Here is a 26,451-nt window from a genome sequence, read left to right as displayed (position 1 = left end):
CGAGCTTTCAGAACAGAGTCAGTGCGGGCTCCGCGGTCGGGGTGACCGGCCGCGGCAGATCGTGAACGGCGCGGGCGCCGACCGGGTCCAGGTCGGTCAGTGCGCGCTTCTCGAGCAGAGGGGTCACCTTGTCGCGCAGCCAGTTCTTGTATTCCGGGCTGACGTAGGCACCGCGGCCGTACAGCTGCCGATAGCGCCGCACGAGCGCGGGGTGCTCGTCGGCCAGCCAGCTCATGAACCATTCGCGGGTGCTTCCGCGCAGATGCATGGGCATGGCCGACACTCCCGTGGCGCCGGCGTCCTCGATGGCCCCGATCAACGTGTCGAGATGTTTGGCGGAATCGGTGAGGAACGGAATCACCGGCGCCACCAGAACATTGCAGGACAGTCCCGCATCGGTGATCGCGCGAATCAGATCGAGCCGCGCCCGCGGGGACGGCGCGCCTGGTTCGAGGGATTTCTGCAGATCGACGTCGTGGAACGCCAGGCTCACACTCACCTGGACGTTCACCTTGGTCGCGGCGAGCGAGAGCAGGGGCAGATCGCGTCGGATCAGTGTCCCCTTGGTGAGGATCGAGAAGGATGTGCCGGACTCGGTCAGTGCGCGAATGATGCCCGGCATCAACCGGTATCGGCCCTCGGCCCGCTGATAGGGATCCGTGTTGGTGCCCAGCGCTACCGGTTCACGCTTCCACGACGCCTTGGCCAACTCCTTGCGCAGGACGGCCGCGACGTTCGTCTTCACGACGATCTGGGAATCGAAATCCCGTCCCGCATCGAGATCGAGATATTCGTGGGTGGGTCGCGCGAAGCAGTAGCGACAGGCGTGCGAGCAGCCGCGCATCGGGTTGATCGTCCACCGGAAGGGCATCGACGAGTCCTCGGGCAACTTGTTCAGCGCGCTCTTGCACAGGACCTCGTGGAAGGTGATGCCATCGAACTCCGGAGTCTGCACCGTGCGGACCAGGCCCGCGCGTTCCAGACCGGGCAGCGCACCGTCCTGCGCTTCGAGCGACTGCCCCTGCCACCTCATGCGTCACAGTCGAACATCTGTTCTAGTCGGTGTCAAGCCGGTCCGGTACCCGATAACCTGACTGTCGTGACCGCACCCACCCTGCCGACGCTCGAGCCCCTCCTCACCCTGGTGATCGAGACGGGGGACGTTCGCGACATCGGCGACTCCCCCGCCGGCGCCGAGGTGGTCGTTCCGGTGACAGGGGGAACCGTCGACGGGCCCGGCATCTCGGGCCGCATCCTGCCCGGTGGAGTCGACGTCCGCACCACGAGGGCGGACGGGTCGACGACGTACGCGGCGGACTTCGTGGTGGAGATGACGGGCGGCCTGGTTCGCATGCGCTGCAGCGGGTTTCGATTCGGCTCCGCGGAGGTCACTGCCGCCGTGGACGAAGGTCAGACGGTCGATCCCGCGCTCTACTACTTCCGGGGCACACTCGAGGTGACCACGGCGGTGCGTGAACTGGTGTACCTCAACCGAGCGCTTCTGGTGACGTCGGGCGCGCAGGACACGCAGTCCGTGGTCCTGGCCGCGTTCCTCGTCACGTAAGCGCGCGGTGGACGCCGCCTCCGCAGTACGGTGCGCCCTCGCGAGTGCGCGCCTCGAGGGGTGGAACCCGGCGGCCGACGACGTCACGACGGTGAACGCCCTCGCGACCGGCAGTATCGCGTTCGACGCAGTCGTCGATCGGACGGTTGCCGGACAGGGTGGCCGCACCGCGACGCGTCGATCGTTCGGTTCGCTGCGCCGTAGCGGCTACACCGTCCCCGGAAGCACGGTGCTGCGCAACCGTTTCGGGATCGTCGACGCGGACGCAGCACATCGCGTCGAGTTCGTTCTCGCCGCAGGTCGCACATGCGAGTTGCACCTGGGGCGTGCCGCATCCGTTCCGCGCACGGCGCGCGGTCTGCTGGGTACACACCGCCATCTGTTCGGCGACATGTACTCCTGGGCCGGATCGGTACGGACCGTCCAGCTGGCGAAGAACGGAACGAAGTTCGCCCCGGTCGGCCGCATCGCGGGATACTTCGACGAGATCAACGCGCTCGTGGACAGCGCACGGTGGGACGAACTCGACCGAGGGTCCATGGCGTACCTGTGCAGCGCCCTCTACGCCGTGATGAACCAGGCCCATCCGTTCCGCGACGGCAACGGCCGGGCCGGGCGCGCCTTCCTCTGCGAGCTGGCGCGCGAGAGCGCGTTCCACCTCGACTACAGCCGCACCGACCGCGCGGAATGGATTGCGGCGTCGATCGATTCCGCACCGCTGCGGCCGAGCGGCACGCCGTCGCCCCGGCCGTTCCTGCCCATCTTCCGAACCGTGGTGCAGCCCCGCGACTGATCAGCTTCCGGCAGAGTTGATCAGCCTCCGGCAGTGGCGAACTCGCCGGCGGCCGACCACGCGTCTCGCTCGGTACCGAAGGCCTCGGCCTGACCCTTGCGGAACAGTGCGATGGACTCGGCGTTCGATTCGAGGAACGATTCGTGCTCGGCGAGCGCGAACCGACCGTCCGTGATCTCGACGCCGGCGCCGCGCCCGGCCGCCAGGTCGGCGCGCATGTCCAACAGTTCCTCGTTGCTCACCGGATACCACGAGATCCGGTCGAAGAAGCGCAGCAGCCACGGGCTGCCGTCCTCGAAACCCGGTACGGCGGAGGGGAACCGGTGGTTCCAGACCTGCGTGGTGCGACCGACGAACTGGTACCCACCCGGCCCCTCCATGCCGTAGATGCAGAGGTACGCGCCGCCGATTCCCACGGCGTTCTCCGGCGTCCACGTGCGGGCCGGGTTGTACTTGGTCGTCACCAGTCGGTGCCGCGGATCGAGCGGAGTGGCCACCGGCGCACCGAGATACACGTCTCCCAGGCCGAGAACCATGTACTCGGCTGCGAACACGGTGTCGTACACGTCGTCGACGGTGTCGAGCCCGTTCATCCGCCTGATGAACTCGATGTTCCAGGGGCACCACGGGGCGTCGGCGCGCACACCGTGCATGTATCGCTCGGTCGCCTCTCGGGTGGACGGATCGTCCCAGGACAGCGGAAGGCGGACGGTTCGCGACGGTACCGACAACTCGGAGGTGTCGGGCAGTGCGTCCTCCGCCTCGCCGAGCAGGTCGAGCAACGACCGCGCCGACAACACGTCCGGGTCGAACTTGATCTGCAGCGAACGGATGCCCGGCGTCAGGTCACGCAGCCCCCGCGGCGCCGCGTCCTCGATGGAGCGGTGCAGCGCATGCACGCGCGCTCGCAAGGCGAGATCGAGTGTCATCGAGCCGTATTCGACGAGAATGTTGTCGTCACCGGACCGCCGGTACGTCACCGCCGTGGCAGCGTCACGTCGCCCGACCACGCCGTCGTCGCCGTCTCCGCCGCGGGAGAACACGGCAGGCGAGGACGCACGGCGCTCACGTCCGAGCGAGGAGGGAGACGCCGCGTGTGCCTGTTCGACAGCCACGAACCGCACCGAGTCACCGGGGCGAAGCTGGCCCAGTTTCCACCGCTCCGCGGCGACGACCGTCACCGGGCAGACGAAACCGCCGAGGCTCGGCCCGTCCGGCCCGAGCAGGATGGGCGTGTCGCCGGTGAAGTCCAGTGCCCCCACCGAATACGCGTTGTCGTGAATGTTCGACGGATGCAGGCCCGCCTCCCCACCGTCGGTGCGCGCCCAGTCCGGGCGAGGTCCGATCAGGCGAACTCCGGTGCGGTCGGAATTGAAATGCACCTCGTAGTCGGTACCGAAAACCGTGTCGATGTCGGCGCGGGTGAAGAATTCCGGCGCTCCGTGGGGACCTTCGGTGACCGCGAGCTCCCACCGATTCGTCAGGGCCGGAACGTGTTCCGACGGAACGGCCTGCGCCGCCCGGTTCTCGGGTGCGGCATGCGTGCTCAGCACGTCGCCCTCGGCCAGGACGCGACCCCGATGACCGCCGAACTTACCCAGGGTGAAGGTGGCCGCGCTGCCCAGGTACTCCTCGGCGTTCAGTCCGCCGCGCACCGCGACATACGTCCGCATTCCGAACCCGGTCACCGTCCCGACGTCGAGGACAGCGCCCGCGGGCACCGTGATCGGCGCGAAGCGGTCCACGGCGACCCCGTCGACGGTGACCGGAGCATCGGCGCCGGTGACACAGACGACTGCCTCGGAGTCGAAGCGCAATGCCGGCCCGACCATGGTGGCCTCGAGTCCGCAGGCCCCTTCGCCGTTGCCTACGGCCACGTTGGCGAGGCGGAACGACACGTCGTCCATCGGACCGGACGGCGGCACTCCCACCTGCCAGTAGCCGACTCGACCCGGCCAGTCCTGAACGGTCGTCATCATGCCCGGCCGGACCACGGTCACGTTCATGAATTCGGTTCCGAACGCGTGACGATCATCCGCACCGGCGTCGGGTCGAATCCGTTGCAGGGGTTGTTGATCTGCGGGCAGTTCGATACGAGTACCAGCACGTCCGTCTCGGCGCGCAGAGCGATCCGTTTGCCGGGTGCGGACAGTCCGTCGACGATCCCGAGGGAGCCGTCGGGGTCGACCGGCACATTCATGAAGAAGTTGATGTTCGGCACCAGGTCCCGTTTGCCGAGCCCCCAACGGCTGCCCTCGATCAGGAAGTTCTCGACGCAGGCGTGCTGGTGTTTGGTGTGGTGCCCGTAACGCAGGGTGTTCGATTCCTGCGAGCACGCTCCGCCGACGGTGTCGTGGTTGCCCACCTCGTCCGCGACGATGGTCATCAGCGGTTCCGACTCTGCGTCGAGGAGCACCGATCCCGTGCCCAGAAACAGATTGCGTTGGGCGGCAACGGTTGCCGCCGAGCTGTACCGCACCGTGTGGTCGTCGGCGCCGTAGATCAGGGTGTCGACGGCTTGATTGCCGTGCAGGTCCACGATGGTGAGGACGTCGCCGGCGGACACGACGGCGGACCACGGTGCGCGGGCACCGGCGATCGAGTCGTGCACCACCTTTCCGGGGACCAGGGCGAGGTCGGTGCCGTCCAGGGTGAGGGTCATCGCTGCACTTCCTTGTCGAACGTCGTTGCAGTCCAAGCATCTTCGGTGTTCGCCACCGCGCGGAGGTATTCCGGATCGGTGTTCTTTATCGCGTCGAGGTCGCCGGGCGCCTCCCACGCGATCACCTCCAGCGTCGTCGTGTCGAACGTCGGTGACGGATCGAGCGGGTGCGCGGTGTTGACGAGCACCACGACGAGCGACAGATGCAGAATCAACTCGACGGCGGTATCGGGACCGGCGGAACCGGTCGAGACCAGTTCACCGTCGGCCTCGGCTCGCACGCCGTGAAAGAACGACAGGCTCGGCGGTACGTCCCGCGGCTCGAGTCCGTTCTTGGCGGCCGCGAGAACGAACAGCTCTCGCCCGGCGGGCGACGCCGAATGTGCCTCCCCCGCACCGTATCGAGCGGTGTTGGTGCGCAGTGTCGTGGTTCCGCACAGCGCGTCGTGGTGGCCGGACGTGTCGGTGAGCACCGTGGCCAGAACTCGACCCTGATCGGACAGAAGTGGGTGTCCGCTGCCGAGATAGGCCTGCCACGGCACCTTGACCGTGTCGGCGACGTTGAGCCGCTCCCAGGGTGCGTCCGCTCGATACAACATCAGGTGTGCGCAGGCCGCGCCTGCCACGTCCCGCAGCCGGATGCGCGTGCCGCGTGCCAGCACCTTGCTGGTGTATCGACCGCCGGGCACCGACTCGGTCCAGGTCAGTCGGTCCGGCGCCACGCCGTCGGGCGGTGACGGCCACTGTGCGGCGGGCACCACCGGCATCGCGTCGGTGATCGACCCTGCCTGTGCGCGAGCGTGTTCGCGAGCGGCGGTGGTTGTCGCTGTCATGTCATGCTCCGATCGTGACTGCGTTGGGGTGAGCCTTTCCGCGGGGGAAGCACAGGGCTCCCACGATCACCACGGCGAGAACGGTCAGGGGCGCGGCGAAGCGCAGGATCGGCATGTCGGCGGCGGGGTCGAAGATCTCCGCTCGCGGCCAGGACAGGTTGACGACCATCACGGCGCCGTAGACGACCGCCAGGATGTTCACCGGCAGGCCCATGACTCCGAGCGAGAAGAGCGGTTTGCCCTCGCTGTCCACCTGCGTGGTCGATCGCGGCCACCCCTTCAGCCGCTGCACGAGGAGCGGCACGGTCACCATGAGGTACGCGAGGTAGATGAGCACGATGCACACGCTCGACAGGGTGGTGAAGATGGCCGAGTTGCCGACGTTGACGGCGAGGATGCCGACGCACGCGAGACCGATGACCACGGACGGCCAGATGGGAGTGCCCGTGCGGCCGTTGACGGTGGAGAGTGCGCGGGAGAACGGTAGGCGGCCGTCACGCGCCATCGAGAACATCAGGCGCGACGCTGCGGTCTGAATTGCCAACGTGCAGATAAGGATTGCGATGGAGACGTCGATCAGCAGGACCGTTCCCCACGGCGAGGACAGCACGGCCCCCAGGACGTAAGGCAGGCCCTGAGTCGCCAGTTCGCCGTCCGTCAAGCTCGGGGCCGCCATCAGCGCACCGATGATCATGAGTCCGCCGCCGAGTGCGGACACCGACAGCGCGAGCCGAATGGTGCGCGGAGCGACGCGTCGGGGGTTCTTCGTCTCCTCGGCCAGTTCGCCCGCGGAGCCGAATCCGACCATCACGTACGCCGCCATCAGACCCGAGACGATCCACGCACCGATGTATCCCGATCCGCCCGGAACGCTGCCGGTGTCGAACACCACCTGCGGCCCGCGCTGAGCGTGGGTGAAGAACACACCGATGACCGCGATGACGCCGATGATCTCGCAGGTGACTCCGATGCTGTTGATGCGCGACATCCAGTTGACGCCGAGACAGTTGATGGTGGTGGTGATCACGAGCAGGACGGATCCGAGGATGACCGCGTTCGCGGCTCCGCTCGGCGAGGTCAACGCTGTGTCGTCACCGACGAACTGGAATCCGCTCCACACCGACGGAAGGACCACCTGGAGGGCGATCGCGGCGGCGGAGGCGGTGACGATCTGCGCGATGATCATGAACCATCCCGCAAACCAGCCGACAACCTCGCCGCCCATACGCCGCGACCACTGGTAGATCGCGCCGGAGATGGGGAACCGCGCCGCCAGTTCGGCGAAGTTGAGCGCCACCATGAACTGACCGATGAACACCACCGGCCAGGTCCAGAAGAAGGCCGGTCCGGCGAATCCGAAACCGAGGCCGAACAGCTGGAAGATGGTGGTGAGGATGGAGACGAACGAGAATCCGGCCGCGAACGAGGCGTACCGGCCCAGTGACCGGTGTAGCTGTTGCTCGTACCCGAAGTCGGCGAGGTCGCCCGAGTCGGCCTTACCGGTTGCTCCCGAGCGAGAGCCTGGAGGTAGCAATGTGTCGCTCATGGACGTGAACTCCCGCGTGATGGAAACCGATTTTCTGTCAATTGACAGTTAAGCCGGATCCGGGACGCGGCGGGTGTCGGCTGTGTGACCGAAATGGCTGCGCTCGTTAACAACTCGTTTCTCGCGTGTCGCCGCCGTGACCGAGTTCTCACCTCCTGACACAATGACCGGCATGACCTCGATCGGCGCCGGTCGCCCACGTCTCGGAGCCCGCAAGCGACCGGGAGCCACCGCTCGGGACGAAATTCTCGACGCCGCAGCGGAACTGTTCACCACCCAGGGATTCACCAACACCTCCACCCGCGCCATCGCCGACGCGGTCGGAATTCGTCAGGCCTCGCTCTATCACCACTTCGGAACGAAGGACGACATTCTCGCCGCGCTCCTCGTCGGTACCGTCGACGAACCGCTCGCGCACGCACGTGAGTTGAGCGAGCTGACCGACGACGCCGTGCTGCGGCTCTACACGCTCGCGTGGTTCGACGCCGGCCAGCTCGCCCACTCTCGCTGGAACCTCGGCGCTCTGTACTTCCTGCCGGAGTTGGCGAACGTGAGGTTCGAGCGCTTTCGCGCGCAGAGGACCGACTTGATGGATCTGTACGCCGAGTTCTCCCAAGCCGCGCTGGTGGCCCTGAAGACGTTGGACCCGGCGGACAGCGCCACCGCGGCTCTGCCGTTCAGGCTCGTGGAATCGGTGATCAACACGCGCTCGGACTTCGGGGAACCGCCGGCCACGACCGCGGTGACGATCGCCCATGCGGCGATACGCGCACTCGGGTGGACCGGTCCTGCGGGCGAGTTCGAGGAGCCGGCGCGGGCGCTGCTCGGCGCGATCAGTCGCTGAGCTCGGCGACTTCCTTGTCCGTCAGGACGGTCCCCTGTTCACGGCCTGCGTTCTTCACCATCGTCACCGCCGCGTACAACGGACGCTCGGCCAGTCCCGCGTCCCGCGCCTCGGCGCGCAACTGCTTTATCAGCACCGACGCCGCTGCTGCGGCCGGAACCAACGCGGCCGACGACAACGCGTTCGCGAGCGATCGCAGGCCCATCGGCTGCAACTCACGTCCCCCGTTGACGGTGTAGAGCGCCAGGGCCACGGTCACGGTCGCGTTTCCGTCGCTGACCCGCAGCAGGACCTGACTCACCTTGGCTGCGCGGACCACCACTTCCACCGACACCGCTTCCGCGAAATCGACACGGCGGTGACGCACGCGAAACCGCTGATGCACCGTGGTGCCGTCGATCCACGTGTGGCGCCGAGCCACGAGAAGAACGACCGACACCGGGGGGACGGCGAGAATCACGGTGACCAGGGCGCCCAGCATGAAGGAGGACGCCAGCAATCCGACCACCGCACCGAGAACGACGGCGACGACGCTCACCGCGGCCGCAGCTCGGCGCAGCCGGGGAACCAACAGCTCCGGCGGAATCAGATCGAGATCGGTGATCTCACCCTGCGCCAAGTATCGCCTCCACGCGCGCGAGTACGTCGCCGAGCGGGACGGACTCCTGCTCCCCCGTCGCCAGGATCTTCACACCGATTTCGTCGGCTTCGATATCTCGCTCACCCAGAACGAGGGCGATGCGGGCACCCGAACGATCGGCCGCCTTCATCGCGCCCTTCACCCCGCGACCTCCGTAGGCGAGATCCGTTCGCACACCGACAGAGCGAAGGTCGCGAGCAATGACCGCCAAGCGGCGCAGCGCCTCGTCGCCCATCGGCACCCCGAACACGTCGCAACGGCTCGAGTCGCCGACGCTCACGCCCTCGGCCTGCAGAGCGAGCACCGTACGATCGACGCCGAGCCCGAAACCGATGCCGGACAACGGCTGTCCGCCCAACTGCGCCATCAGCCCGTCGTACCGCCCACCGCCGCCGATGCCCGACTGCGCGCCGAGACCGTCGTGGACGAACTCGAACGTGGTCTTCGTGTAATAGTCCAGACCCCGGACCATCCGCGGATTCACCACGTATGGAATGCCCAGAGCCGTCAGGTGCTCGAGCACGGTGTCGAAGTGCTCCTTCGCCGGCGCGGACAGGTGATCGAGCATCAGGGGCGCGTCGGCGGTCATCTCACGCACGTGCGGGCGCTTGTCGTCGAGAACGCGCAGCGGGTTGATCTCCGCGCGGCGACGGGTCTCCTCGTCGAGATCGAGCCCGAAAAGGAACTGCTGCAACAACTCTCGATACTGGGGACGGCAGGTGTCGTCGCCGAGGGAGGTGATCTCGAGGCGGAACCCGGTGAGGCCGAGACTGCGGAACCCGCTGTCCGCGATCGAAATCACCTCGGCGTCCAGGGCGGGATCGTCCACACCGATCGCTTCGACACCGACCTGCTGGAGCTGCCGGTAGCGCCCGGCCTGGGGGCGCTCGTATCGGAAGAAGGGCCCGCTGTAGGAAAGCTTCACCGGGAGAGCGCCGCGGTCCAGACCGTGTTCGATCACCGCTCGCATCACACCGGCGGTGCCCTCGGGGCGCAGCGTGACGCTGCGCTCGCCGCGGTCGGCGAAGGTGTACATCTCCTTGCTCACCACGTCCGTCGACTCACCGACGCCGCGGGCGAACAGCCCGGTGTCCTCGAAGATCGGGAGCTCGACGTGTCCGTATCCGGCCAGACGGGCAGCACGCACCAAGCCGTCACGCGCGGCGACGAACGCGGCGGAGTCGGGCGGGAGGTAGTCGGGAACGCCCTTAGGCGCGGCGAAACTGCTCACGTGGTCCTTGCTCATCGTGCGCCGCCCAATCCCACCAGGAACGGGTTCGTCGCGCGCTCGTCGCCGATGGACGTGGTGCCGCCGTGTCCGGGTAGCACGACCGTGCTGTCCGCGAGGGGCAGGAGCCGATCCTCGATGGACCGGAGGAGCTGCTCGTGGTCGCCACCGGGCAGGTCCGAACGGCCGACCGACCCGGCGAACAGGGTGTCGCCCGACAGGACGACGGAGTTCTCCGAATCCACCTCGACGCGGAACACGACCGACCCCGGCGTGTGACCCGGAGTGTGGTCGACGCCGAAGCTGATGCCGGCCAACTCGAGCGACTCGCGATCGGTCAGCTCGACCACCGTCTCGGGCTCGGTGAAGCTCATGCCGCCGATGAACGGAGCCAGCGCCGGACCGATGGCCGAACCGGGATCGACCAGCATGTAGCGATCGGCAGGATGCACATGGAGCGGGATACCGAACTTGTCGCACACAGGCTGCGCGTCCCACATGTGGTCGAGATGACCGTGGGTGAGCAGAACGGCAACCGGGGTGAGCTGCGACTCGTTCAAGAAGTTGACGAGCGGCGCCATGGCTTCCTGACCCGGATCGACGACGACACACTCGGCGGCTCCGTCGTGGGCGAGGACGTAACAGTTTGTCTGGAACATCCCGGCAGGGAATCCGGTGACGAGCACGGTGATGGACTCCTCGAGTGGGCGGGGGCGGTGACTGTGTTGGTGAGTCGACTGGTGTTGCTGAGACGACTGTATTGCTGGAACCTCCAGCCTAGGGTGCCCACCGCGCCACCGACATAACGGGCTGGTTCGCCCGGTCGGGGATCTCTCAGGTTCGCCTGGCACACTTTGCGCGTCAGCCGAGCTCCGACGGGTTCGTTCGTCACGAAGAAAGAGGATCGCCGCAGTGCCCAGCAACGAACAGCGACGTGAGGCAGCCAAGCGCAAGCTCGATCGCCAGCTCGCGAATCGCGCCGCACGCGCCAAACGGCGCAAGCAACTGACCGTCGCAGGATCCGTCGTCGGCGTGGTCGTCCTGGTCGGCGCGGTGGTTCTCGCTGTGACATTGACCCGCGGTGGCGACTCGGGGTCCACCGACGCGTCGGCCACCTCGGCCGCGCCGGAACCACAGGTGGCGGGCGTGATGCCGGCGGGCCGCTCGCAGCCGCTGCCCGAGACGGTGACCTGCAGCTATACCCCGGGTGGGACCGCTGCCAAGCAGGTCAACCTGCCGCAGACCGACGGAGTGCCCACCGCCCAGGACAACGTCAGCGTCAGCATGGACACCTCGCAGGGGCCGATCGGTCTGTCGCTGAACGCCACCGAGTCACCCTGCACGGTGAACAGCTTCGCCTCTCTCGCGGGCCAGGGCTACTTCGACGGCACGCCGTGCCACCGCCTCACGACCGCCGATTCGCTGAAGGTGCTGCAGTGCGGCGACCCGACGGGCACCGGTAGCGGCGGACCGGGCTACCAGTACTCGAACGAGTTCCCCACCGACCAGTACGCGTCGAGCGACCCCGCCCTCCAGGAGCCGGTCACCTACGCCCGCGGCACCATCGCCATGGCCAACGCCGGTGCCGACACCAACGGCAGCCAGTTCTTCCTGGTGTTCGGCGATTCGCAGTTGCCGCCCAACTACACGGTCTTCGGCACGATCGACGAGGCCGGTCTGGCCACGCTCGACAAGATCGCCGCAGGCGGCGTCACGGGCGGCGCGCAGGACGGCGCACCGGTGCTCGCCACGACGCTGAACACGGTGCAGCTGGACGTGTAGCTCGCCGGATTTGCCGTGATCACGGTGGAAATGTTCGGAATTCTCGCGAAACCGAACATTTTCGCCGTGATCACCGGCTGACGGGATCTACGCAGCCGACGTCAACCGGTACACGTCGTACACACCCTCGACGTTGCGCACGACGTTCAGCACGTGCCCGAGATGCTTGGGATCGCCCATCTCGAAGGTGAACTTGCTGATCGCCACACGGTCACCCGACGTGGTGACCGAGGCGGACAGAATGTTGACCTTCTCGTCGGCCAGCGCCTTCGTGACGTCCGAGAGCAGACGGTGCCGGTCCAGCGCCTCGATCTGAATGGCCACCAGGAACACCGACGACGGTGACGGCGCCCATTCGACCTCGATGAGGCGTTCGGACTGCAGATGCAGCGAGCTGGCGTTGGTGCAGTCCGTGCGGTGCACGCTCACCGACCCGCCGCGGGTGACGAAGCCCATGATCTCGTCGCCGGGCACCGGTGTGCAGCACTTGGCCAGCTTGGCCACCACACCGTCGGCGCCCGACACCATCACTCCGGCGTCACCGACGCGGCGAGGGCGAGTCGGGATGGTCGACGGCGTAGAGCGCTCGGCCAGCTCCTCCTCGACGTCACCGACGCCTCCGAGATGGGCCACCAGCCGTTGCACCACGTGCTGCGCCGAGACGTGGTTCTCCCCCACCGCGGTGTACAGCGCGGAGACGTCGACGTAGCGCAGCTCGTGCGCGATGGACGACATGGACTCGGCATTCATCAAGCGCTGCAAGGGAAGTCCGCCGCGGCGCACTTCCTTGGCGATCGCGTCCTTGCCGGCCTCGAGTGCTTCCTCGCGGCGCTCCTTGGCGAACCACTGGCGGATCTTCGTCTTCGCGCGCGGCGAGACGACGAAGCCCTGCCAGTCGCGGCTCGGGCCGGCGCCCTGCGCCTTCGAGGTGAACACCTCGACCACTTCGCCGTTGTCGAGTTTGCGTTCGAGCGCGACGAGCCGACCGTTGACGCGTGCGCCGATGCAGCGGTGACCGACCTCGGTGTGCACCGCGTACGCGAAGTCGACGGGGCACGATCCGGCGGGCAGCGTCACCACGTCACCCTTGGGCGTGAAGACGAAGATCTCCTTGACCGCGAGGTCGTAGCGCAGCGACTCGAGGAACTCCCCCGGGTCGGCGGCTTCCCGTTGCCAGTCGAGGAGTTGCCGCATCCACGCCATGTCGTCGAGCTCGGTGGTGTCGGACTTCGAGGAGTTCTTGCCGCGGGTTTCCTTGTACCGCCAGTGCGCGGCGATGCCGAACTCCGCGGTGCGGTGCATGTCGCGGGTACGAATCTGCACCTCGAGCGGCTTGCCTTCCGGCCCGACCACCGTCGTGTGCAGCGACTGGTAGACCCCGTATCGGGGCTGCGCGATGTAGTCCTTGAACCGGCCGGCCATCGGCTGCCACAGCGAGTGCACCACGCCGACCGCGGCGTAACAGTCACGAATCTCGTCGCAGAGAATGCGGACTCCGACGAGGTCGTGGATGTCGTCGAAGTCGCGGCCCTTGACGATCATCTTCTGGTAGATCGACCAGTAGTGCTTGGGGCGTCCTTCGACCACGGCGCCGATGCGCGACGCGGCCAGCTCGGAATTGATGAGTGCCCGGACCTTGGCCAGGTAGGTGTCACGCGACGGGGCGCGGTCGGCCACGAGCCGGACGATCTCGTCGTACTTCTTCGGATGCAGGATGGCGAACGCGAGGTCCTCGAGCTCCCACTTGACCGTCGCCATGCCGAGACGGTGTGCGAGCGGCGCGATGACCTCGAGTGTTTCCTTGGCCTTGCGGGCCTGCTTCTCGGGCGGGAGAAAGCGCATCGTGCGCATGTTGTGCAGGCGATCGGCGACCTTGATCACGAGCACGCGCGGATCGCGGGCCATCGCGATGATCATCTTGCGGATGGTCTCGCCCTCGGCGGCCGTGCCGAGGACGACCTTGTCCAGCTTGGTGACACCGTCGACCAGGTGCGCCACCTCGTCGCCGAAGTCGCTGCGCAGCTGTTCGAGCGAGTAACCGGTGTCCTCGACGGTGTCGTGGAGCAGCGCGGCGACCAGTGTGGTGGTGTCCATTCCCAGCTCGGCCAGGATGTTGGCGACGGCCAGCGGGTGAGTGATGTACGGGTCGCCGGATTTCCGCATCTGCGTCGCGTGACGCTCGTCCGCAACGTCGTAGGCGCGCTGGAGCAGTGCCAGATCGGCCTTGGGGTACAGCTCACGATGTGTGCCGACCAGTGGCTCGAGGACGGGCTTGACCGTGGTGTTCCGCTGCGCCGTCATGCGACGGGCGAGACGCGCGCGTACACGCCGCGACGCGGAGGTGGACGTGGTGGTCACGGCCTCTTCCGGGGCAACAGGGGGCTGGGCTGCCGTGGGTGCAGGAGAGGGCTGGGCCGTCTCGGGTACGGAATCGGTCTCCGTCGGAACCGAATCCGGCGAGTTCTCGCCGATGAACCGTGTCACTGGGGTCACCTCCCTGCCTCACTGCGTCGACCGTGTACCTGTCGACTTTAGTCCTCAGACCACGGAGAGGGCGGCCAGCGCACCCGAACCCCATCGCCGACGCCCGTCCAGGGCTCCGATCTCGAGGACGACCGCCGCTCCCACGACGTCGGCGCCGCAGTCGGTGAGCAGTTCTCGGGCCGCGACGAGCGTGCCGCCGGTCGCGAGTACGTCGTCGACCACGAGGACGCGGCGGCCGGCGAGGTCGATCGTGTCGGCAGGCACTTCCAGTGTGGCCGTGCCGTATTCGAGGTCGTACGACCTGCTGTGCACCGGCGGTGGCAGCTTGCCGGCCTTGCGCACGGCCAGAACGCCGGTACCGAGCGCCAGCGCGACGCCCGCGCCGAGGAGGAAGCCGCGGGCGTCGATGCCCGCGACGAGGTCGGCCTCCGTGCCCGATTCCGCCAACGCGTCGATCACCGCGCGCAACCCCGCCGCGTCGGCGAAGACCGGTGTGAGGTCTGCGAATCGGACGCCCTTCTCCGGGAAGTCGTCCGCCCAGCGGGTCAGGGTCGTGATCGCGTGCTCGGCAGCAGCTGATGTCATCGCAGGAGCACCCATCTGTCCATGTTCCAGCCGGTGCCGGCCGTCGTCGGGTTGAACATCACGTTCTCGACGCCACTGGCTGTCGACGTCTTGCGGGGCGCGTTGAAGAGCGGCAGCGTCGGCATGTCGTTCCAGAGGATGTTCTCCGCCTCGGTTCCGACCGCGGCTTGCGTCGCGTCGGAATCGTCCACCGCGAGCTGGTCGACGATGGCGTCGATTCGGCCGTTGGAGTACCGCCCGAAGTTCACGGCCTGCCCGGTCCGCAGTGCGAAACGGTCCGCCTCACCGAGGGCGGATCCGGTGGCGCCCGCCTGCCCGGCGGTTCCGGTGAGGATGGCGTCGACCTGGCCGGAACCGAGGTCGGTGGGCTGGAATCGATCGCTCCCGGCGTCGACGACGGTGACCCCCGCGGCCTGGCAGGCCGACGCGATGGCGGCGACGAGACCGCGCCGGGTGTCGTCCGGCGCGAGGTATCCGATTCGCACGGTCGGATTCGGCACGCCCGCACCGGCGAACCCTGCCGACGCCGCGGCAGCGTCGGGCTGGAGGTAGCGGTCGCCGGCCGTCGCGGCGACGGTCGGATAGACCAGCGAGCCGGGAACGGTGACCCGGCTGTCCACGACGCCGGATCCTCGTCCGCCCGCCGTCGCGGAGTCGTAACCGGGACTGCCGGCGTCGTCGAAGAGCTGAGTACGCGGTACGCAGGACGCGAAGGCTCGGCGCGCGGCGGGGTTCTGGAACACCCCGCTCGTGGCGAACACCAGTTGCTCGATGCCCCACCCGGGCGCGACGGTGTCGGTGAAACCCGACGGCGACGCGGCGCCCGCCGACGAGTCGACGATTTCGACGTCGGAGGAGGACACCTTGGCGGCGATGTCGGTGCCGTTGGGCCAGACGACGATGCGCTCGGTTTCCGGCGCGCGCCCCCACCACGCTTCGTTCGGGACCAGGACCAGTCCGTCCTCCGCGGTGTACGACTCGATCCGATACGGGCCCGCGGACGGGAAGTCGGCGGGGTCGAATTGGCCGGGCGTCAGGTTCCACCCGGTGTTCCACATCTGAGCGACGCGCTCGAGCGACGCGGTGTCGTTCTGGGCTGCGGCGACGGGGAGGTCGGGCACGTTCGCGACTCTGCTCGCGACGTGCGCCGGCATCAGTGCGGTGGCTCCGAACAGGGACCGCCAGTCGACGTAGTTGCGTCCCGCCGCGAAGTGGACCAGTGCGTTCTTCGAGCCGGTGGCGCAGTCGATTCGATCGATGTCCGCGTACCCGCCGGTCGACGCGGCGTCGAACAGCGGTGCGCCCTCCGCGTTACGCGCCTTCCCGTTTCGTGCGGCCCACGCGAGCACGAGGTCCTCGCACCCCATAGGAACGCCGTCCGACCAGACCGACGCGGGTGAGAGCGTGTACGCGACGGTGAGCGTGTCGCCGGGAACGGTTGCGGCCGTGCCGATGTCGGTGTCGGCGAGCGGGACGCCCTCCGGTCCGAGGTAGGTGAACCCAGGGAGCACCCGTGAGAGTGCCTGCGGCGCACCGGAAACCGACCCGGCAGTCGTACCGGCGTTGTAGGTGGTGATGGTGTTGTCGATCGCGTAACCGATCGACGGAACCTTGTCCTCCGGCGACGAACACGCCGACAACGACGCGCCCGCGACGATCGCAACAGCGGCGAGGGCAGCCGTCCTACGCACCGTCAGCGCCTCCTTTTGGCGCGCTTTCCGGTCGGACGTGCACCCGGGCCGGGCGCACGAGCCGCTTCCCGCACCGGTTCGGATTCGGTCGTCGCGGTGGCAGCGGAGCCGGCTGCCACCGGAACTCGCTGCGCTCCGCCGTCGACGGCGGACCGGCGGGCGAGCACCTTCTTGGTGTGCGCGGCGACCGGTCCCCACCGTTCCTTGAGCGTGACCACGAGCGGTGTCGCGAAGAAGATCGACGAGTAGGCACCGACGACGATGCCGACCAGCTGAATCAGTGCGAGATCCTTGAGCGTGCCCACGCCGAGCAGCCACACGGCCACGATCATCAGCGCCAGCACCGGGAGCACCGAGATGAGCGTCGTGTTGATCGACCGCATGAGGGTCTGGTTGATCGCGAGGTTCGCCTGTTCGGCGTAGGTGCGGCGGTTCAGGTGCAGGATGCCGCGGGTGTTCTCCTCGACCTTGTCGAAGACGACGACGGAGTCGTACAGCGAGAAGCCCAGGATGGTGAGCAGCCCGATGACCGTCGCCGGCGTGACCTCGAACCCGACCAGCGAATAGACACCGGCGGTGACGAGGATGTCGAAGAACAGCGCCGCGATACCGGCAATGGCCATGTCCCGCTCGTAGCGGATCGCGATGTAGATGCTGACCAGGACGAGGAAGACCGCCAGTGCGATGAGCGCCTTCTCGGTGATCTGGCCACCCCACGTCTCGCTGACGTCGGTGAAGCTGATGGCGTCGGCCGTCTGGGTTCCCGAGCTGTTCACCGGCTTGAAGGCGTCGAACAGGGCCGCCTGAAGCGCGTTCGCCTGACCTTGGTCGAGCGCCTCCGAGCGGATCTGGACGGTGGCGCCGGCGCCGCTTCCGACGGTCTGCACGGACACCGGGTCCTGGCCCAGTGTCTGCGAGTACACCGTCTCGACCTGGCTGGTCGACACGTTGTCCGCGGCCGGAAACTGAACTCGCGTACCGCCTTCGAAGTCGATGCCGAACGTGAAGCCTCGCACCGCGATCGAGAGCAGCGCGATCAACACGATGACGCCGGTGAGGATGTAGTAGAAGCGCCTGCGGCCGATGACCTCGAAAGCGCCGGTACCGGTGTAGAGGCGGCTGATCCAGCTCTTGGACGCCTCTGCCTGCGCCGGATCGAGCGAGTCGGTCGTGGTGGTGTCGGCCATGATCATGCCTCCCTGGACGTGGTGGCGAGTTTGGCCGCCGCGGCACGCTTGCGTGCGCGGGCGATGTCGGCGACCGCCCCGAGCCCGTTGACGGACGGCTTGGACCAGAAGTCGGTGCGCGACGCGATGTTCACGAGCGGCCAGGTGACGAGAACGACCACGATGATGTCGAGCAGAGTCGACAGTCCGAGGGTGAACGCGAATCCGCGGACCTGACCGACGGCGAGCGCGTACAACACCGCGGCAGCGATGAAGCTGACCGCGTTACCGGACAGGATGGTTCGGCGTGCCCGCGACCAACCGCGGGGCACAGCGGACCGGAAGCTGCGGCCCTCGCGCATCTCGTCCTTGATGCGCTCGAAGAAGACGACGAACGAGTCGGCCGTCATACCGATGCCGATGATGATGCCCGCGATGCCGGCCAGGTCGAGCGTGAAATCGATCCACCGACCCAGCAGCACGAGGATTCCGTAGATCGCCACCAGCGACAGGATCAGCGAGAGCGCGGTGAGGATGCCGAGCATCCGGTAGTAGAGCAGGCAGTACAGAAGCACCAGGGCAAATCCGATGGCGCCGGCGATCAGACCGGCCTGCAGCGACGCGAGACCCAGTGTCGCGGAGACGGTTTCGGCCTCGGACGCCGCGAACGACAGGGGCAGCGAACCGTACTTCAGGGTGTTCGCCAGTTCGCGCGCACTGTCTGCGGTGAAGTTACCGGTGATCTGCGTGGCGCTTCCGGACGGCGTCGCACCCTGAATGACGGGCGCGCTGACCACCTTGGAGTCGAGGGTGAAGGCGGCCTGCTTGCCGATGTTGGCGGAGGTGAACTGCGCCCAGGTGTCGCCGCCGCTGGTGTCGAAACTCAGCGAGACGACGTTGCGCGACTGCTGGGTGTCGAACTGCGAGCTCGCGTCCGCGATCTGCTGTCCGTCGATGATGGACGGTTCGAGCACGTACACGGCGGTGCCGTCGGACGAGCAGGTGACCAGCGGCAGAGCCGGGTCGTCGTTGCCCTGCAACGGGTCCGGCGCGTTGCAGTCGATGGTCGCCATCGCCTGCTGCTGGATGCTCGGGTCCGTGCTCTGACGCAGCGCCTTGGCGGCGGCAATGGCGTCGGCGGTCTCGCCGGCCGTGGATTCGGCGGGAGCGTCACCGGGCTCGGTCCCTGCGGACTGACCGTCCACCGGTGCGCTGGGCGCTGTCGAATCGGCCGGCGCCGTCGTAGCAGCCGGGGTCGTGGGATCGGCCGGCGCCGTCGGATCCTGAGCGGGGAACGGGCGGTTCTGAGGCACCGTGTTTTGAGGCGCCGTGGAGGCGGGATCCTGCGCCGGGGCAGCCGGAGGTGCCGGATCACCGGTCGCCGGCGTCTGCCCCGACGGGTCGGTTGCGGATGGGGTCTGTCCGGCCACGGACGGTGCCTGCGTCGTCAGAACCGGGCGGATGTAGAGCCGGGCCGTCTGGCCGAGGGTGCGCGCCTGCGAGCTGTCGTCACCGGGCACCGTGATGACCAGGTTGTCGCCGTCGATGACGACCTCGGAGCCGGACACACCGAGGCCGTTCACGCGCGTCTCGATGATCTGCTGCGCCTGGCGCAGGCTGTCCTGGCTGGGCGCGCTCCCGTCGGGGGTACGCGCGGTGAGCGTCACCCGGGTGCCGCCCTGCAGATCGATACCCAACTTGGGGGTCGGGGACTTGTCACCGGTGAGGAAGACGAGTCCGTAGACGACGGCGACCAGCACTGCGAACAGCGCCAGAGCGCGCACCGGATACGTGGATCCGCTGGAAGGTGCCACGGTGTGTCGATCTCCTACAGGTCTCGAAAGGGTTCGGAACGCGAGCTATGGGGCGGACAAAGCACGGTCGACCGTACCCTCCCCATGGAAAAGCACCGCCGCCCAGGACGCCCGGGCAGCGGTGCGCGCGAGGTTTGTCGTACTTCTCGCGTGTCAGTCCTTGGTCAGGCGCGCCTGAGTCTGCTCGGGGCTCTCCTCGACGACGGGGTCGGAGACCGTCGTGGACGCTTCGTCGTCCTCGTACTCGTCGTCCTCGTATTCCTCGTCCACCAGCACGTCACGAACGACGGCACGCGACCAGGTGGTGATGATGCCCGGCGCGATCTCGAGGTCCACGGTGGTCTCGTCGAGATCCTCGATGGTGGCGTGCAGGCCCGAGGTGGTCAGAACGCGATCGCCGATCTGGAGCGAATCCTGCAACTCGGTCGTCTTCGCGAGTTCCTTCTTCTGCCGGCGGATGCCCAGGAACATGGGTACGAGCAGTGCGAGAATCAGGAGCGGGAACAGCAATTCCATGGAAAATCAGTCCTCGAATTCATCGGGTGGGTTCGGACCAGTGTGCCATCTGCCCGGATCGCCGGGAACCGCGATCATTCGTCGAAGAGCGTTCGGGCGGGCTCGTTGGATCGCACAGTGATCCCGCCGACGGTCAGATCGGGGGGCGGCACGAGGCCCAACTGCTTCCACGCGGCAGCCGTGGCGACGCGTCCACGTGGGGTTCGTGCCACCATTCCCGCGCGCACCAGAAACGGCTCGCACACCTCTTCGACTGTTGCCGGCTCCTCGCCGACCGCCACGGCCAGAGTCGACACGCCGACCGGTCCCCCGCCGAAACTGCGCACGAGCGCTCCGAGCACGGCGCGGTCCAGCCGGTCGAGCCCGAGCTCGTCGACGTCGTAGACCGCGAGTGCCGCCTGCGCGACCTCCAGCGTCACCACGCCGTCGGCCCGCACGTCGGCGTAGTCACGCACCCGTCGCAGCAATCGGTTCGCGATGCGCGGTGTCCCGCGGGAGCGACCCGCGATCTCGACGGCCGCGTCGGCGGTGATCCGCACCCCGAGGATGCCGGCCGATCGGGTGAGAATGCGTTCGAGCTCGGGTGGGTCGTAGAAGTCCATGTGCGCGGTGAAGCCGAAGCGGTCGCGCAGCGGACCGGTGAGTGCGCCGGACCGGGTGGTGGCTCCCACCAGCGTGAACGGGGCCACCTCGAGAGGGATGGAGGTGGCGCCCGGGCCCTTGCCGACGACGACGTCGACCCGGAAGTCCTCCATCGCCAGGTACAGCATCTCCTCGGCCGGACGCGCGATCCGGTGAATCTCGTCGATGAACAGCACGTCACCTTCGACGAGGTTGCTCAGCATCGCGGCCAGGTCGCCGGCTCGTTCGAGGGCGGGACCGGACGTCAGACGCAGAGCGGTGCCGAGTTCACCGGCGATGATCATGGCCATCGACGTCTTGCCGAGGCCCGGAGGTCCCGACAGCAGAATGTGATCGGGGGTGCCGCCGCGCATCTTGGCGCCGGTGAGCACCAACTGAAGTTGTTCGCGCACACGCGGTTGCCCGATGAAGTCGTCGAGCGACTTCGGGCGCAGACTCGCGTCGAGGTCCGCGTCGTCGGCGACGAACTCGGCCGTGACCGGCGATTCTTCGGGATCGCTCGTCATCGTGATTTGCCCAGACTCGACAGGGCCGTGCGCAGCGTCACCGACGTGGTGGCGTCCGGATCGGCCGCGAGAACTGCGTCGACGGTCTCCTCGGCCTGCTTCAGCGAGAATCCGAGGCCGACAAGTGCTTCGCTGACCTGATCTCGGACCGAGGCCCCACCGGCCACCGCGGCGGTTCGGGTCGGCGATCCGGCGGATGCGACGGCGTGCACCTTGTCTCGCAGTTCCACCACCAACCGCTCGGCCCCGCGCTTGCCGATACCCGGCACTCGGGTGAGCGCGACGACATTGCCGTCCGCCAATGCTGCGCGCAGCGAATCCGGTTCCAACACAGCGAGAATCGCCATCGCCAGCCTGGGCCCGACCCCGGACACGGTCTGCAACAAGCCGAACAGATCGCGCTGCTCCGAATCGGCGAAGCCGTACAGCGTCATCGAGTCCTCGCGGACGATCATCGCTGTCACCAAGCGGGTGTCGGCGCCGCGCGTGAGGCCCGCGAGCGTGGACGGCGTCGCGTTGAGCCGGTATCCGACTCCGGCCGCTTCGATCACGACGTGATCGAGTGCGATGTCGAGCACCTCACCGCGGATCGAGGAGATCATCGTTTGGCACCCGCTTTCCGCTGCTCTTTCAGTTTGGCCTCGTATCGCCGCTTCTGTTCTGCCGCAAGCGCTTCCGCCTGCGCCATCCGTGCCATCATCGGCGCCCGCCAGCAATGACAGATGGCCAGCGCGAGCGCGTCGGCGGCGTCGGCCGGTGTCGGCGCCTGCTGCATCCGCAGGATGCGGGTGACCATGGCGGTGACCTGAGACTTGTCGGCGCTGCCGTTTCCGGTGACCGCGGCCTTCACCTCGCTGGGTGTGTGGAACGCGACGGTGATCCCGCGCCGCGCCGCGGCGAGGGCGATCACACCGCCCGCTTGCGCCGTGCCCATCGCGGTCCGCACGTTGTGCTGGGAGAACACGCGCTCGACGGCCACGACGGTCGGTTGATGTGTGTCGAGCCAGTACTCCGCGGCTTCGGAGATGATCAGTAGGCGGCGAGCGAGGTCGAGATCGGCCGGCGTGCGAATCACGTCGACGTCCAACGCGGTGACGGTGCGGCCGGAACCGCCCTCGACGAGACTGAGCCCGCACCGCGTCAGACCTGGATCGACACCCATCACCCGCACGCTGCTCTGCTCCCGTCCCACCCTGCCGCCTTACGAACTGTTGTTCGAGAGCATATAGACGAGGGCGCGCACGAACGGTGAGGCTCGCCCGGTGAGTCAGTCCTCGTTCGGCGACTCAGTCCTCGTTCAACGCAGCCATGACGTCGTCGGAGAGCTCCACGTTGGACCACACGTTCTGCACGTCGTCGCTGTCCTCGAGCGCGTCGATGAGCTTGAACACCTTGCGCGCACCGTCGACGTCGACGGGCACGCTGACCGACGCCTGGAAGCTCGCTTCCGCGGAGTCGTAGTCGATCCCCGCTTCCTGCAACGCGGTACGCACGGCGACGAGGTCGGTCGGTTCGCTGACGATCTCGAAGCTGTCCCCCAGGTCGGTCACTTCTTCGGCGCCGGCATCGAGAACCGCCATCAGGACGTCGTCCTCGGACTGACCGTTCTTCTCGAGCGTGACGACGCCCTTGCGGGAGAAGAGGTAGGACACCGATCCGGGATCGGCCATGTTGCCGCCGTTGCGCGTCATCGCGACGCGCACTTCACCGGCCGCACGATTGCGGTTGTCTGTGAGGCATTCGATGAGCACGGCCACGCCGTTGGGCCCGTAACCCTCGTACATGATGGTCTGCCAGTCGGCGCCGCCCGCCTCTTCACCGGCGCCGCGCTTGCGCGCGCGCTCGATGTTGTCGTTGGGCACCGACGTCTTCTTGGCCTTCTGAATGGCGTCGTACAAGGTGGGGTTGCCGGTGGGATCGCCGCCACCGGTACGCGCCGCGACCTCGATGTTCTTGACCAGCTTCGCGAAGGACTTGCCGCGACGAGCGTCGATGACCGCCTTCTTGTGCTTGGTCGTGGCCCATTTTGAGTGGCCGCTCATACGCGCAGGCCCCTTTCTGATCGGTGAAGCGAATTGCGATGAGTTTACGCGCGTTCGCGCACCATCTCGGCAAACAGGCGATGTATCCGCAGGTCGCCGGTGACTTCGGGGTGGAACGAGGTGGCCAGCGCCGGTCCCTGTCGCACCGCGACGATCCGGCCGTCGGCCGGCCCGCCCGACACCGCAGCGAGTACCTCGACGTCCGGTCCGGTCCGCTCGACCCAGGGCGCACGGATGAAGACGGCACGCACCGGGCCGCCGTCGACGTCTCGCACGTCGAGGTCGGTTTCGAACGAGTCGACCTGGCGTCCGAATGCGTTGCGCCGCACGGTGATGTCGAGTGCGTCCAGGTGTACCGCGTCGGGACGGGTGTCGAGAATCTCCCCCGCCAGCAGGATCATTCCCGCGCACGATCCGAACACCGGCAACCCGCCTGCGATGCGAGTGCGCAGCGGGTCGAGCAGGTCGAACACCGAGAGAAGGTTGCCGATCGTGGTGGACTCACCGCCGGGAAGAACCAATCCGTCGACCGCGTCGAGTTCGGAGGGGCGACGCACCCCGATGGCGCGCACTCCGCACTCGCTCAGTGCCGCGAGGTGCTCGCGGACATCACCCTGCAGTGCGAGGACGCCGACGAGCGGCGCGCTCACGTCGTCGCGTTCCGATCGATGCGCATCAGACCCTCCTGGGTCACCGCAGCAACCATGTTGCCGTCCCGGTCGAAGATTCGGCCCTGGGTGAGGGCGCGACCGAAACCGGCGGAGGGCGAGGTCTGGTCGTACAGAAGCCATTCGTCCGCTCGGAAGGGGCGCATGAACCACAGCGCATGGTCGAGCGACGCCGTCTGCGTCGCCACGTCCCGGTGCGGCACCTTGGCCGATCCGAGAAGGGTCATGTCCGACATGTAGGCGAGCGCGCACACATGGAACACCTGACTGTCGGGCAGCGGATCGCGGTATCTGATCCACACTCTTTGCTGCGCAGCGAAATTGTGATTTCTGGTCAGCTTGTCCTCGGGAACGAGCCGAACGTCCCAGCGGTCCCATTCCTTGTAGAACGACTTCTGCGAGATCTCGGGGTCGGTCGCCGGGTCACGCAGCTCCTCCGGTTGCGGCACGGTGGGCATGGTGTCCTGGTGCACGATGCCCTCGTCCTGCACGTGGAACGAGGCGGACATGGTGAAGATGGCCTTGCCGTCCTGCAAGCCGGTGACTCGACGGGTGGCGAACGAGCGACCGTCACGCACCCGATCGACGATGAACACGGTGGGCTCCGTGGGCTTTCCGGGGCGCAGGAAGTAGCCGTGCAGCGAGTGCACCCGAAACTTCTCGTCGACGGTGTGCACGGCGGACACCAGGGACTGCCCGGCCACCTGGCCGCCGAACGTGCGTATCAGGTTCGTCGGGATCGTCTTACCGCGGTAGATGTCGTTCTCGATCCGCTCGAGCTCGAGAATCTCTTCGATGCCGGCCATGCTCACCTCATTCGTGTCCGGGTCAGGCTAGCAACCACACAGAAAAGGCAGAATCGACGTGTGCCTCAGTTCTCCCCCGTCGGTGTCGACGCACTTCTCGCTCTGATCGCTCGATCGGTGCGGGACGCGACGGGACGGCGGGTGGTCGCGGTCGACGGTCCCGACGCCGCCGATCCCACCGCGTTCGGTCGGAAACTCGTCGACGTTCTTCGGGCCGACGGAGGCGACGCGGCCGTGGTGTCACTGCACGACTTCGTGCGGCCTGCCTCGATACGACTCGAGCACGGCAGAACGGACGAATTGTCCTATCGCACATCGTGGTTCGACTATTCCGCACTCGACCGCGAGGTGGTCACTGCCGTCCGGCAGCGAGGCGAGTGGCTGCCGGCGCTGTGGGACGAGGAGAAGGATCGATCACCGCGCGTCCCGGTGCGTTCCGCGGGCGAGAAGGCCGTGATCGTCGTGGCCGGACCGATGCTGCTCGGACGCGGCCTGCACTTCGACGTGACGGTGCGGTTGCTGATGAGCGAAAGTGCTGTGCGCCGAAAGACACCCGAGGATCGTGCGTGGTCCATCCCACCACTGTTCGATCACGCCGCCGAGACGTCCGAGCCGGCCGACTTCACGGTGCGGTGGGATCACCCCGACCGGCCTGCGCTGGCCGAGGTGATCGACCGATGACTACCAGCCGCGCTCGGCCAGGCGGTGCGGCTGCGGGATCTCGTCGACGTTGATGCCGACCATGGCTTCGCCGAGGCCGCGCGAGACCTTCGCGAGCACGTCCGGGTCGTCGTAGAACGTGGTGGCCTTCACGATGGCGGCCGCACGCTGTTCGGGGTTGCCGGACTTGAAGATTCCCGAGCCGACGAACACCCCTTCTGCACCGAGCTGCATCATCATCGCGGCGTCGGCGGGGGTGGCGATGCCACCCGCGGTGAACAGGGTCACCGGGAGCTTGCCGGCCTGCGCGATCTCGACGACGAGATCGTAGGGTGCCTGCAGTTCTTTTGCGGCGACGAACAACTCGTCCTCCGGCATGGAGGTGAGGCGACGGATCTCGTCGCGGATGGTGCGCATGTGCGTCGTGGCGTTCGAGACGTCGCCGGTGCCGGCCTCGCCCTTGGAGCGAATCATGCCCGCGCCCTCGGTGATTCGACGCAGCGCCTCGCCCAGTCCGGTCGCTCCACAGACGAAGGGAACGGTGAACTTCCACTTGTCGATGTGGTTGGCGTAATCGGCGGGTGTGAGCACCTCGGACTCGTCGATGTAGTCCACCCCGAGGCTCTGCAGGATCTGCGCCTCGACGAAGTGACCGATACGAGCCTTGGCCATCACCGGAATGGTCACGGACGTCTTGATGCTCTCGATCATGTCCGGATCGCTCATGCGCGAGACGCCGCCCTGAGCGCGGATGTCGGCGGGAACACGCTCGAGTGCCATGACGGCGACGGCGCCGGCCTGCTCGGCGATCTTGGCCTGCTCGGCGGTGACGACGTCCATGATGACGCCGCCCTTGAGCATTTCGGCCATTCCGCGCTTGACGCGAGCGGTACCTGTGGCGGTGGTCACGACTGAAACTCCTAGTGTCGACTGAAACTGATGCAGAGACATCGACATTAGGCGCGATCGAGACGGGTTT

At 67.3% G+C, this 26,451-nt stretch carries 25 protein-coding genes and 1 pseudogene; 5 read left to right on the top strand and 21 right to left on the bottom strand.

Going from position 1 to position 26,451, the window contains the following annotated elements:
- Positions 1-7: 7 nt before the first annotated feature.
- Positions 8-1,033 carry an Rv2578c family radical SAM protein gene (locus AC59JP_RS05240; protein ID WP_497324552.1) on the bottom strand — a complete coding sequence of 342 codons (1,026 nt, stop codon included), beginning with the start codon at positions 1,031-1,033 and terminating at the stop codon, positions 8-10.
- 66 nt (positions 1,034-1,099) lie between these two features.
- On the opposite strand from AC59JP_RS05240, the gene AC59JP_RS05235 reads away from it, so the two are divergent.
- Together AC59JP_RS05235 and AC59JP_RS05230 are read left to right on the top strand one after the other, a co-directional pair.
- Entirely contained in the window at positions 1,100-1,564 is a 465-nt protein-coding gene (locus AC59JP_RS05235) for a DUF3237 family protein (RefSeq protein WP_497324551.1), read from the top strand.
- 7 nt (positions 1,565-1,571) lie between these two features.
- The gene (locus tag AC59JP_RS05230; RefSeq protein ID WP_497324550.1) at positions 1,572-2,357 is read left to right on the top strand and encodes a Fic family protein; all 786 of its coding nucleotides are present in this window, start codon (positions 1,572-1,574) and stop codon (positions 2,355-2,357) included.
- A 20-nt stretch (positions 2,358-2,377) separates the two neighbouring features.
- Here the strand turns inward: AC59JP_RS05230 and AC59JP_RS05225 are convergent, their stop codons facing one another.
- Genes AC59JP_RS05225 through AC59JP_RS05210 form a run of 4 tightly spaced genes read right to left on the bottom strand, consistent with a single transcriptional unit; the run spans position 2,378 to position 7,398 of the window.
- Positions 2,378-4,363, bottom strand: coding sequence for a 5-oxoprolinase/urea amidolyase family protein (locus AC59JP_RS05225; RefSeq protein ID WP_497324549.1), 1,986 nt, complete (start codon positions 4,361-4,363; stop codon positions 2,378-2,380).
- Complete coding sequence (locus AC59JP_RS05220) at positions 4,360-5,019, bottom strand: urea amidolyase associated protein UAAP2 (RefSeq protein ID WP_497324548.1); 660 nt, start codon at positions 5,017-5,019, stop codon at positions 4,360-4,362. The genes AC59JP_RS05225 and AC59JP_RS05220 overlap by 4 nt, the downstream gene beginning before the upstream one ends.
- Complete coding sequence (locus tag AC59JP_RS05215) at positions 5,016-5,852, bottom strand: urea amidolyase associated protein UAAP1 (RefSeq protein ID WP_497324547.1); 837 nt, start codon at positions 5,850-5,852, stop codon at positions 5,016-5,018. Before AC59JP_RS05215 ends, AC59JP_RS05220 begins: the two co-directional genes overlap by 4 nt.
- 1 nt (position 5,853) lies before the next feature.
- Entirely contained in the window at positions 5,854-7,398 is a 1,545-nt protein-coding gene (locus tag AC59JP_RS05210; protein WP_497324546.1) for an amino acid permease, read from the bottom strand.
- Positions 7,399-7,570: 172 nt separating this feature from the next.
- On the opposite strand from AC59JP_RS05210, the gene AC59JP_RS05205 reads away from it, so the two are divergent.
- The gene (locus AC59JP_RS05205) at positions 7,571-8,242 is read left to right on the top strand and encodes a TetR/AcrR family transcriptional regulator (RefSeq protein ID WP_497324545.1); all 672 of its coding nucleotides are present in this window, start codon (positions 7,571-7,573) and stop codon (positions 8,240-8,242) included.
- On the opposite strand, the gene AC59JP_RS05200 is transcribed toward AC59JP_RS05205, so the two are convergent.
- The 3 genes from AC59JP_RS05200 to AC59JP_RS05190 are packed head-to-tail and all read right to left on the bottom strand — an operon-like array spanning position 8,232 to position 10,796.
- Positions 8,232-8,861 carry a hypothetical protein gene (locus AC59JP_RS05200; RefSeq protein WP_497324544.1) on the bottom strand — a complete coding sequence of 210 codons (630 nt, stop codon included), beginning with the start codon at positions 8,859-8,861 and terminating at the stop codon, positions 8,232-8,234. The genes AC59JP_RS05205 and AC59JP_RS05200 overlap by 11 nt on opposite strands.
- Entirely contained in the window at positions 8,848-10,128 is a 1,281-nt protein-coding gene (hisS, locus tag AC59JP_RS05195) for a histidine--tRNA ligase (RefSeq protein WP_497324542.1), read from the bottom strand. Before hisS ends, AC59JP_RS05200 begins: the two co-directional genes overlap by 14 nt.
- On the bottom strand, positions 10,125-10,796 hold the full coding sequence (locus tag AC59JP_RS05190) for an MBL fold metallo-hydrolase (RefSeq protein WP_497324540.1): 672 nt from the start codon (positions 10,794-10,796) through the stop codon (positions 10,125-10,127). The genes hisS and AC59JP_RS05190 overlap by 4 nt, the downstream gene beginning before the upstream one ends.
- A gap of 226 nt (positions 10,797-11,022) precedes the next feature.
- On the opposite strand from AC59JP_RS05190, the gene AC59JP_RS05185 reads away from it, so the two are divergent.
- Positions 11,023-11,892 (top strand): peptidylprolyl isomerase, encoded by an 870-nt coding sequence (locus AC59JP_RS05185; RefSeq protein ID WP_497324539.1) that lies wholly within the window; start codon positions 11,023-11,025, stop codon positions 11,890-11,892.
- Positions 11,893-11,979: 87 nt separating this feature from the next.
- Here AC59JP_RS05185 and AC59JP_RS05180 read toward each other — a convergent pair.
- The 12 genes and pseudogenes from AC59JP_RS05180 to AC59JP_RS05125 form a co-directional block, all read right to left on the bottom strand.
- Positions 11,980-14,235, bottom strand: a pseudogene (locus AC59JP_RS05180) (RelA/SpoT family protein); the annotation flags it as partial.
- Between the two features lie 195 nt (positions 14,236-14,430).
- Positions 14,431-14,961, bottom strand: coding sequence for an adenine phosphoribosyltransferase (locus AC59JP_RS05175; RefSeq protein ID WP_497324538.1), 531 nt, complete (start codon positions 14,959-14,961; stop codon positions 14,431-14,433).
- Entirely contained in the window at positions 14,958-16,652 is a 1,695-nt protein-coding gene (locus tag AC59JP_RS05170; protein WP_497324537.1) for an ABC transporter substrate-binding protein, read from the bottom strand. Before AC59JP_RS05170 ends, AC59JP_RS05175 begins: the two co-directional genes overlap by 4 nt.
- 2 nt (positions 16,653-16,654) lie before the next feature.
- The gene (gene secF / locus AC59JP_RS05165) at positions 16,655-17,839 is read right to left on the bottom strand and encodes a protein translocase subunit SecF (RefSeq protein WP_497324536.1); all 1,185 of its coding nucleotides are present in this window, start codon (positions 17,837-17,839) and stop codon (positions 16,655-16,657) included.
- A gap of 2 nt (positions 17,840-17,841) precedes the next feature.
- Entirely contained in the window at positions 17,842-19,632 is a 1,791-nt protein-coding gene (gene secD, locus AC59JP_RS05160) for a protein translocase subunit SecD (RefSeq protein WP_497324535.1), read from the bottom strand.
- A gap of 153 nt (positions 19,633-19,785) precedes the next feature.
- A complete protein-coding gene (gene yajC, locus AC59JP_RS05155; protein ID WP_497324534.1) occupies positions 19,786-20,148 on the bottom strand; it encodes a preprotein translocase subunit YajC in 363 nt (120 codons plus the stop codon).
- Between the two features lie 74 nt (positions 20,149-20,222).
- On the bottom strand, positions 20,223-21,296 hold the full coding sequence (ruvB, locus tag AC59JP_RS05150; protein WP_497324533.1) for a Holliday junction branch migration DNA helicase RuvB: 1,074 nt from the start codon (positions 21,294-21,296) through the stop codon (positions 20,223-20,225).
- A complete protein-coding gene (ruvA, locus tag AC59JP_RS05145; protein ID WP_497324532.1) occupies positions 21,293-21,898 on the bottom strand; it encodes a Holliday junction branch migration protein RuvA in 606 nt (201 codons plus the stop codon). Before ruvA ends, ruvB begins: the two co-directional genes overlap by 4 nt.
- On the bottom strand, positions 21,895-22,467 hold the full coding sequence (gene ruvC, locus AC59JP_RS05140) for a crossover junction endodeoxyribonuclease RuvC (protein WP_497324883.1): 573 nt from the start codon (positions 22,465-22,467) through the stop codon (positions 21,895-21,897). Before ruvC ends, ruvA begins: the two co-directional genes overlap by 4 nt.
- Positions 22,468-22,582: 115 nt before the next feature.
- On the bottom strand, positions 22,583-23,338 hold the full coding sequence (locus AC59JP_RS05135) for a YebC/PmpR family DNA-binding transcriptional regulator (RefSeq protein WP_497324531.1): 756 nt from the start codon (positions 23,336-23,338) through the stop codon (positions 22,583-22,585).
- 44 nt (positions 23,339-23,382) lie between these two features.
- Positions 23,383-23,988, bottom strand: a complete 606-nt coding sequence (gene pdxT / locus AC59JP_RS05130) for a pyridoxal 5'-phosphate synthase glutaminase subunit PdxT (RefSeq protein ID WP_497324530.1) — start codon at positions 23,986-23,988, stop codon at positions 23,383-23,385.
- Positions 23,985-24,812 carry an acyl-CoA thioesterase gene (locus AC59JP_RS05125; RefSeq protein WP_497324529.1) on the bottom strand — a complete coding sequence of 276 codons (828 nt, stop codon included), beginning with the start codon at positions 24,810-24,812 and terminating at the stop codon, positions 23,985-23,987. The genes pdxT and AC59JP_RS05125 overlap by 4 nt, the downstream gene beginning before the upstream one ends.
- A 60-nt stretch (positions 24,813-24,872) precedes the next feature.
- Here AC59JP_RS05125 and AC59JP_RS05120 point away from each other — a divergent pair, with 60 nt between their 5' ends.
- Positions 24,873-25,493 (top strand): nucleoside/nucleotide kinase family protein, encoded by a 621-nt coding sequence (locus AC59JP_RS05120; RefSeq protein ID WP_497324528.1) that lies wholly within the window; start codon positions 24,873-24,875, stop codon positions 25,491-25,493.
- Here the strand turns inward: AC59JP_RS05120 and pdxS are convergent, their stop codons facing one another.
- Positions 25,494-26,423: a pyridoxal 5'-phosphate synthase lyase subunit PdxS gene (pdxS, locus tag AC59JP_RS05115; protein ID WP_497324527.1), complete on the bottom strand. Its 930-nt coding sequence runs from the start codon at positions 26,421-26,423 to the stop codon at positions 25,494-25,496.
- Between the last annotated feature and the right edge of the window lie 28 nt (positions 26,424-26,451).

This window comes from Rhodococcus sp. 320_ES, assembly GCF_059691855.1.
The sequence above is the reverse complement of the archived record's forward strand: the minus strand, read 5'-3'. Positions and strand labels throughout refer to the sequence as shown.

Coding starts and splice junctions, on each gene's coding strand:
- AC59JP_RS05240 (WP_497324552.1), bottom strand. CDS start 1,033: ATGAGGTGGCAGGGGCAGTCGCTCGAAGCGCAGGACGGTGCGCTGCCC.
- AC59JP_RS05225 (WP_497324549.1), bottom strand. CDS start 4,363: ATGAACGTGACCGTGGTCCGGCCGGGCATGATGACGACCGTTCAGGAC.
- AC59JP_RS05220 (WP_497324548.1), bottom strand. CDS start 5,019: ATGACCCTCACCCTGGACGGCACCGACCTCGCCCTGGTCCCCGGAAAG.
- AC59JP_RS05215 (WP_497324547.1), bottom strand. CDS start 5,852: ATGACAGCGACAACCACCGCCGCTCGCGAACACGCTCGCGCACAGGCA.
- AC59JP_RS05210 (WP_497324546.1), bottom strand. CDS start 7,398: ATGAGCGACACATTGCTACCTCCAGGCTCTCGCTCGGGAGCAACCGGT.
- AC59JP_RS05205 (WP_497324545.1), top strand. CDS start 7,571: ATGACCTCGATCGGCGCCGGTCGCCCACGTCTCGGAGCCCGCAAGCGA.
- hisS (WP_497324542.1), bottom strand. CDS start 10,128: ATGAGCAAGGACCACGTGAGCAGTTTCGCCGCGCCTAAGGGCGTTCCC.
- AC59JP_RS05175 (WP_497324538.1), bottom strand. CDS start 14,961: ATGACATCAGCTGCTGCCGAGCACGCGATCACGACCCTGACCCGCTGG.
- secF (WP_497324536.1), bottom strand. CDS start 17,839: ATGGCCGACACCACCACGACCGACTCGCTCGATCCGGCGCAGGCAGAG.
- yajC (WP_497324534.1), bottom strand. CDS start 20,148: ATGGAATTGCTGTTCCCGCTCCTGATTCTCGCACTGCTCGTACCCATG.
- ruvB (WP_497324533.1), bottom strand. CDS start 21,296: ATGACGAGCGATCCCGAAGAATCGCCGGTCACGGCCGAGTTCGTCGCC.
- ruvA (WP_497324532.1), bottom strand. CDS start 21,898: ATGATCTCCTCGATCCGCGGTGAGGTGCTCGACATCGCACTCGATCAC.
- AC59JP_RS05135 (WP_497324531.1), bottom strand. CDS start 23,338: ATGAGCGGCCACTCAAAATGGGCCACGACCAAGCACAAGAAGGCGGTC.
- AC59JP_RS05125 (WP_497324529.1), bottom strand. CDS start 24,812: ATGGCCGGCATCGAAGAGATTCTCGAGCTCGAGCGGATCGAGAACGAC.
- pdxS (WP_497324527.1), bottom strand. CDS start 26,423: ATGTCTCTGCATCAGTTTCAGTCGACACTAGGAGTTTCAGTCGTGACC.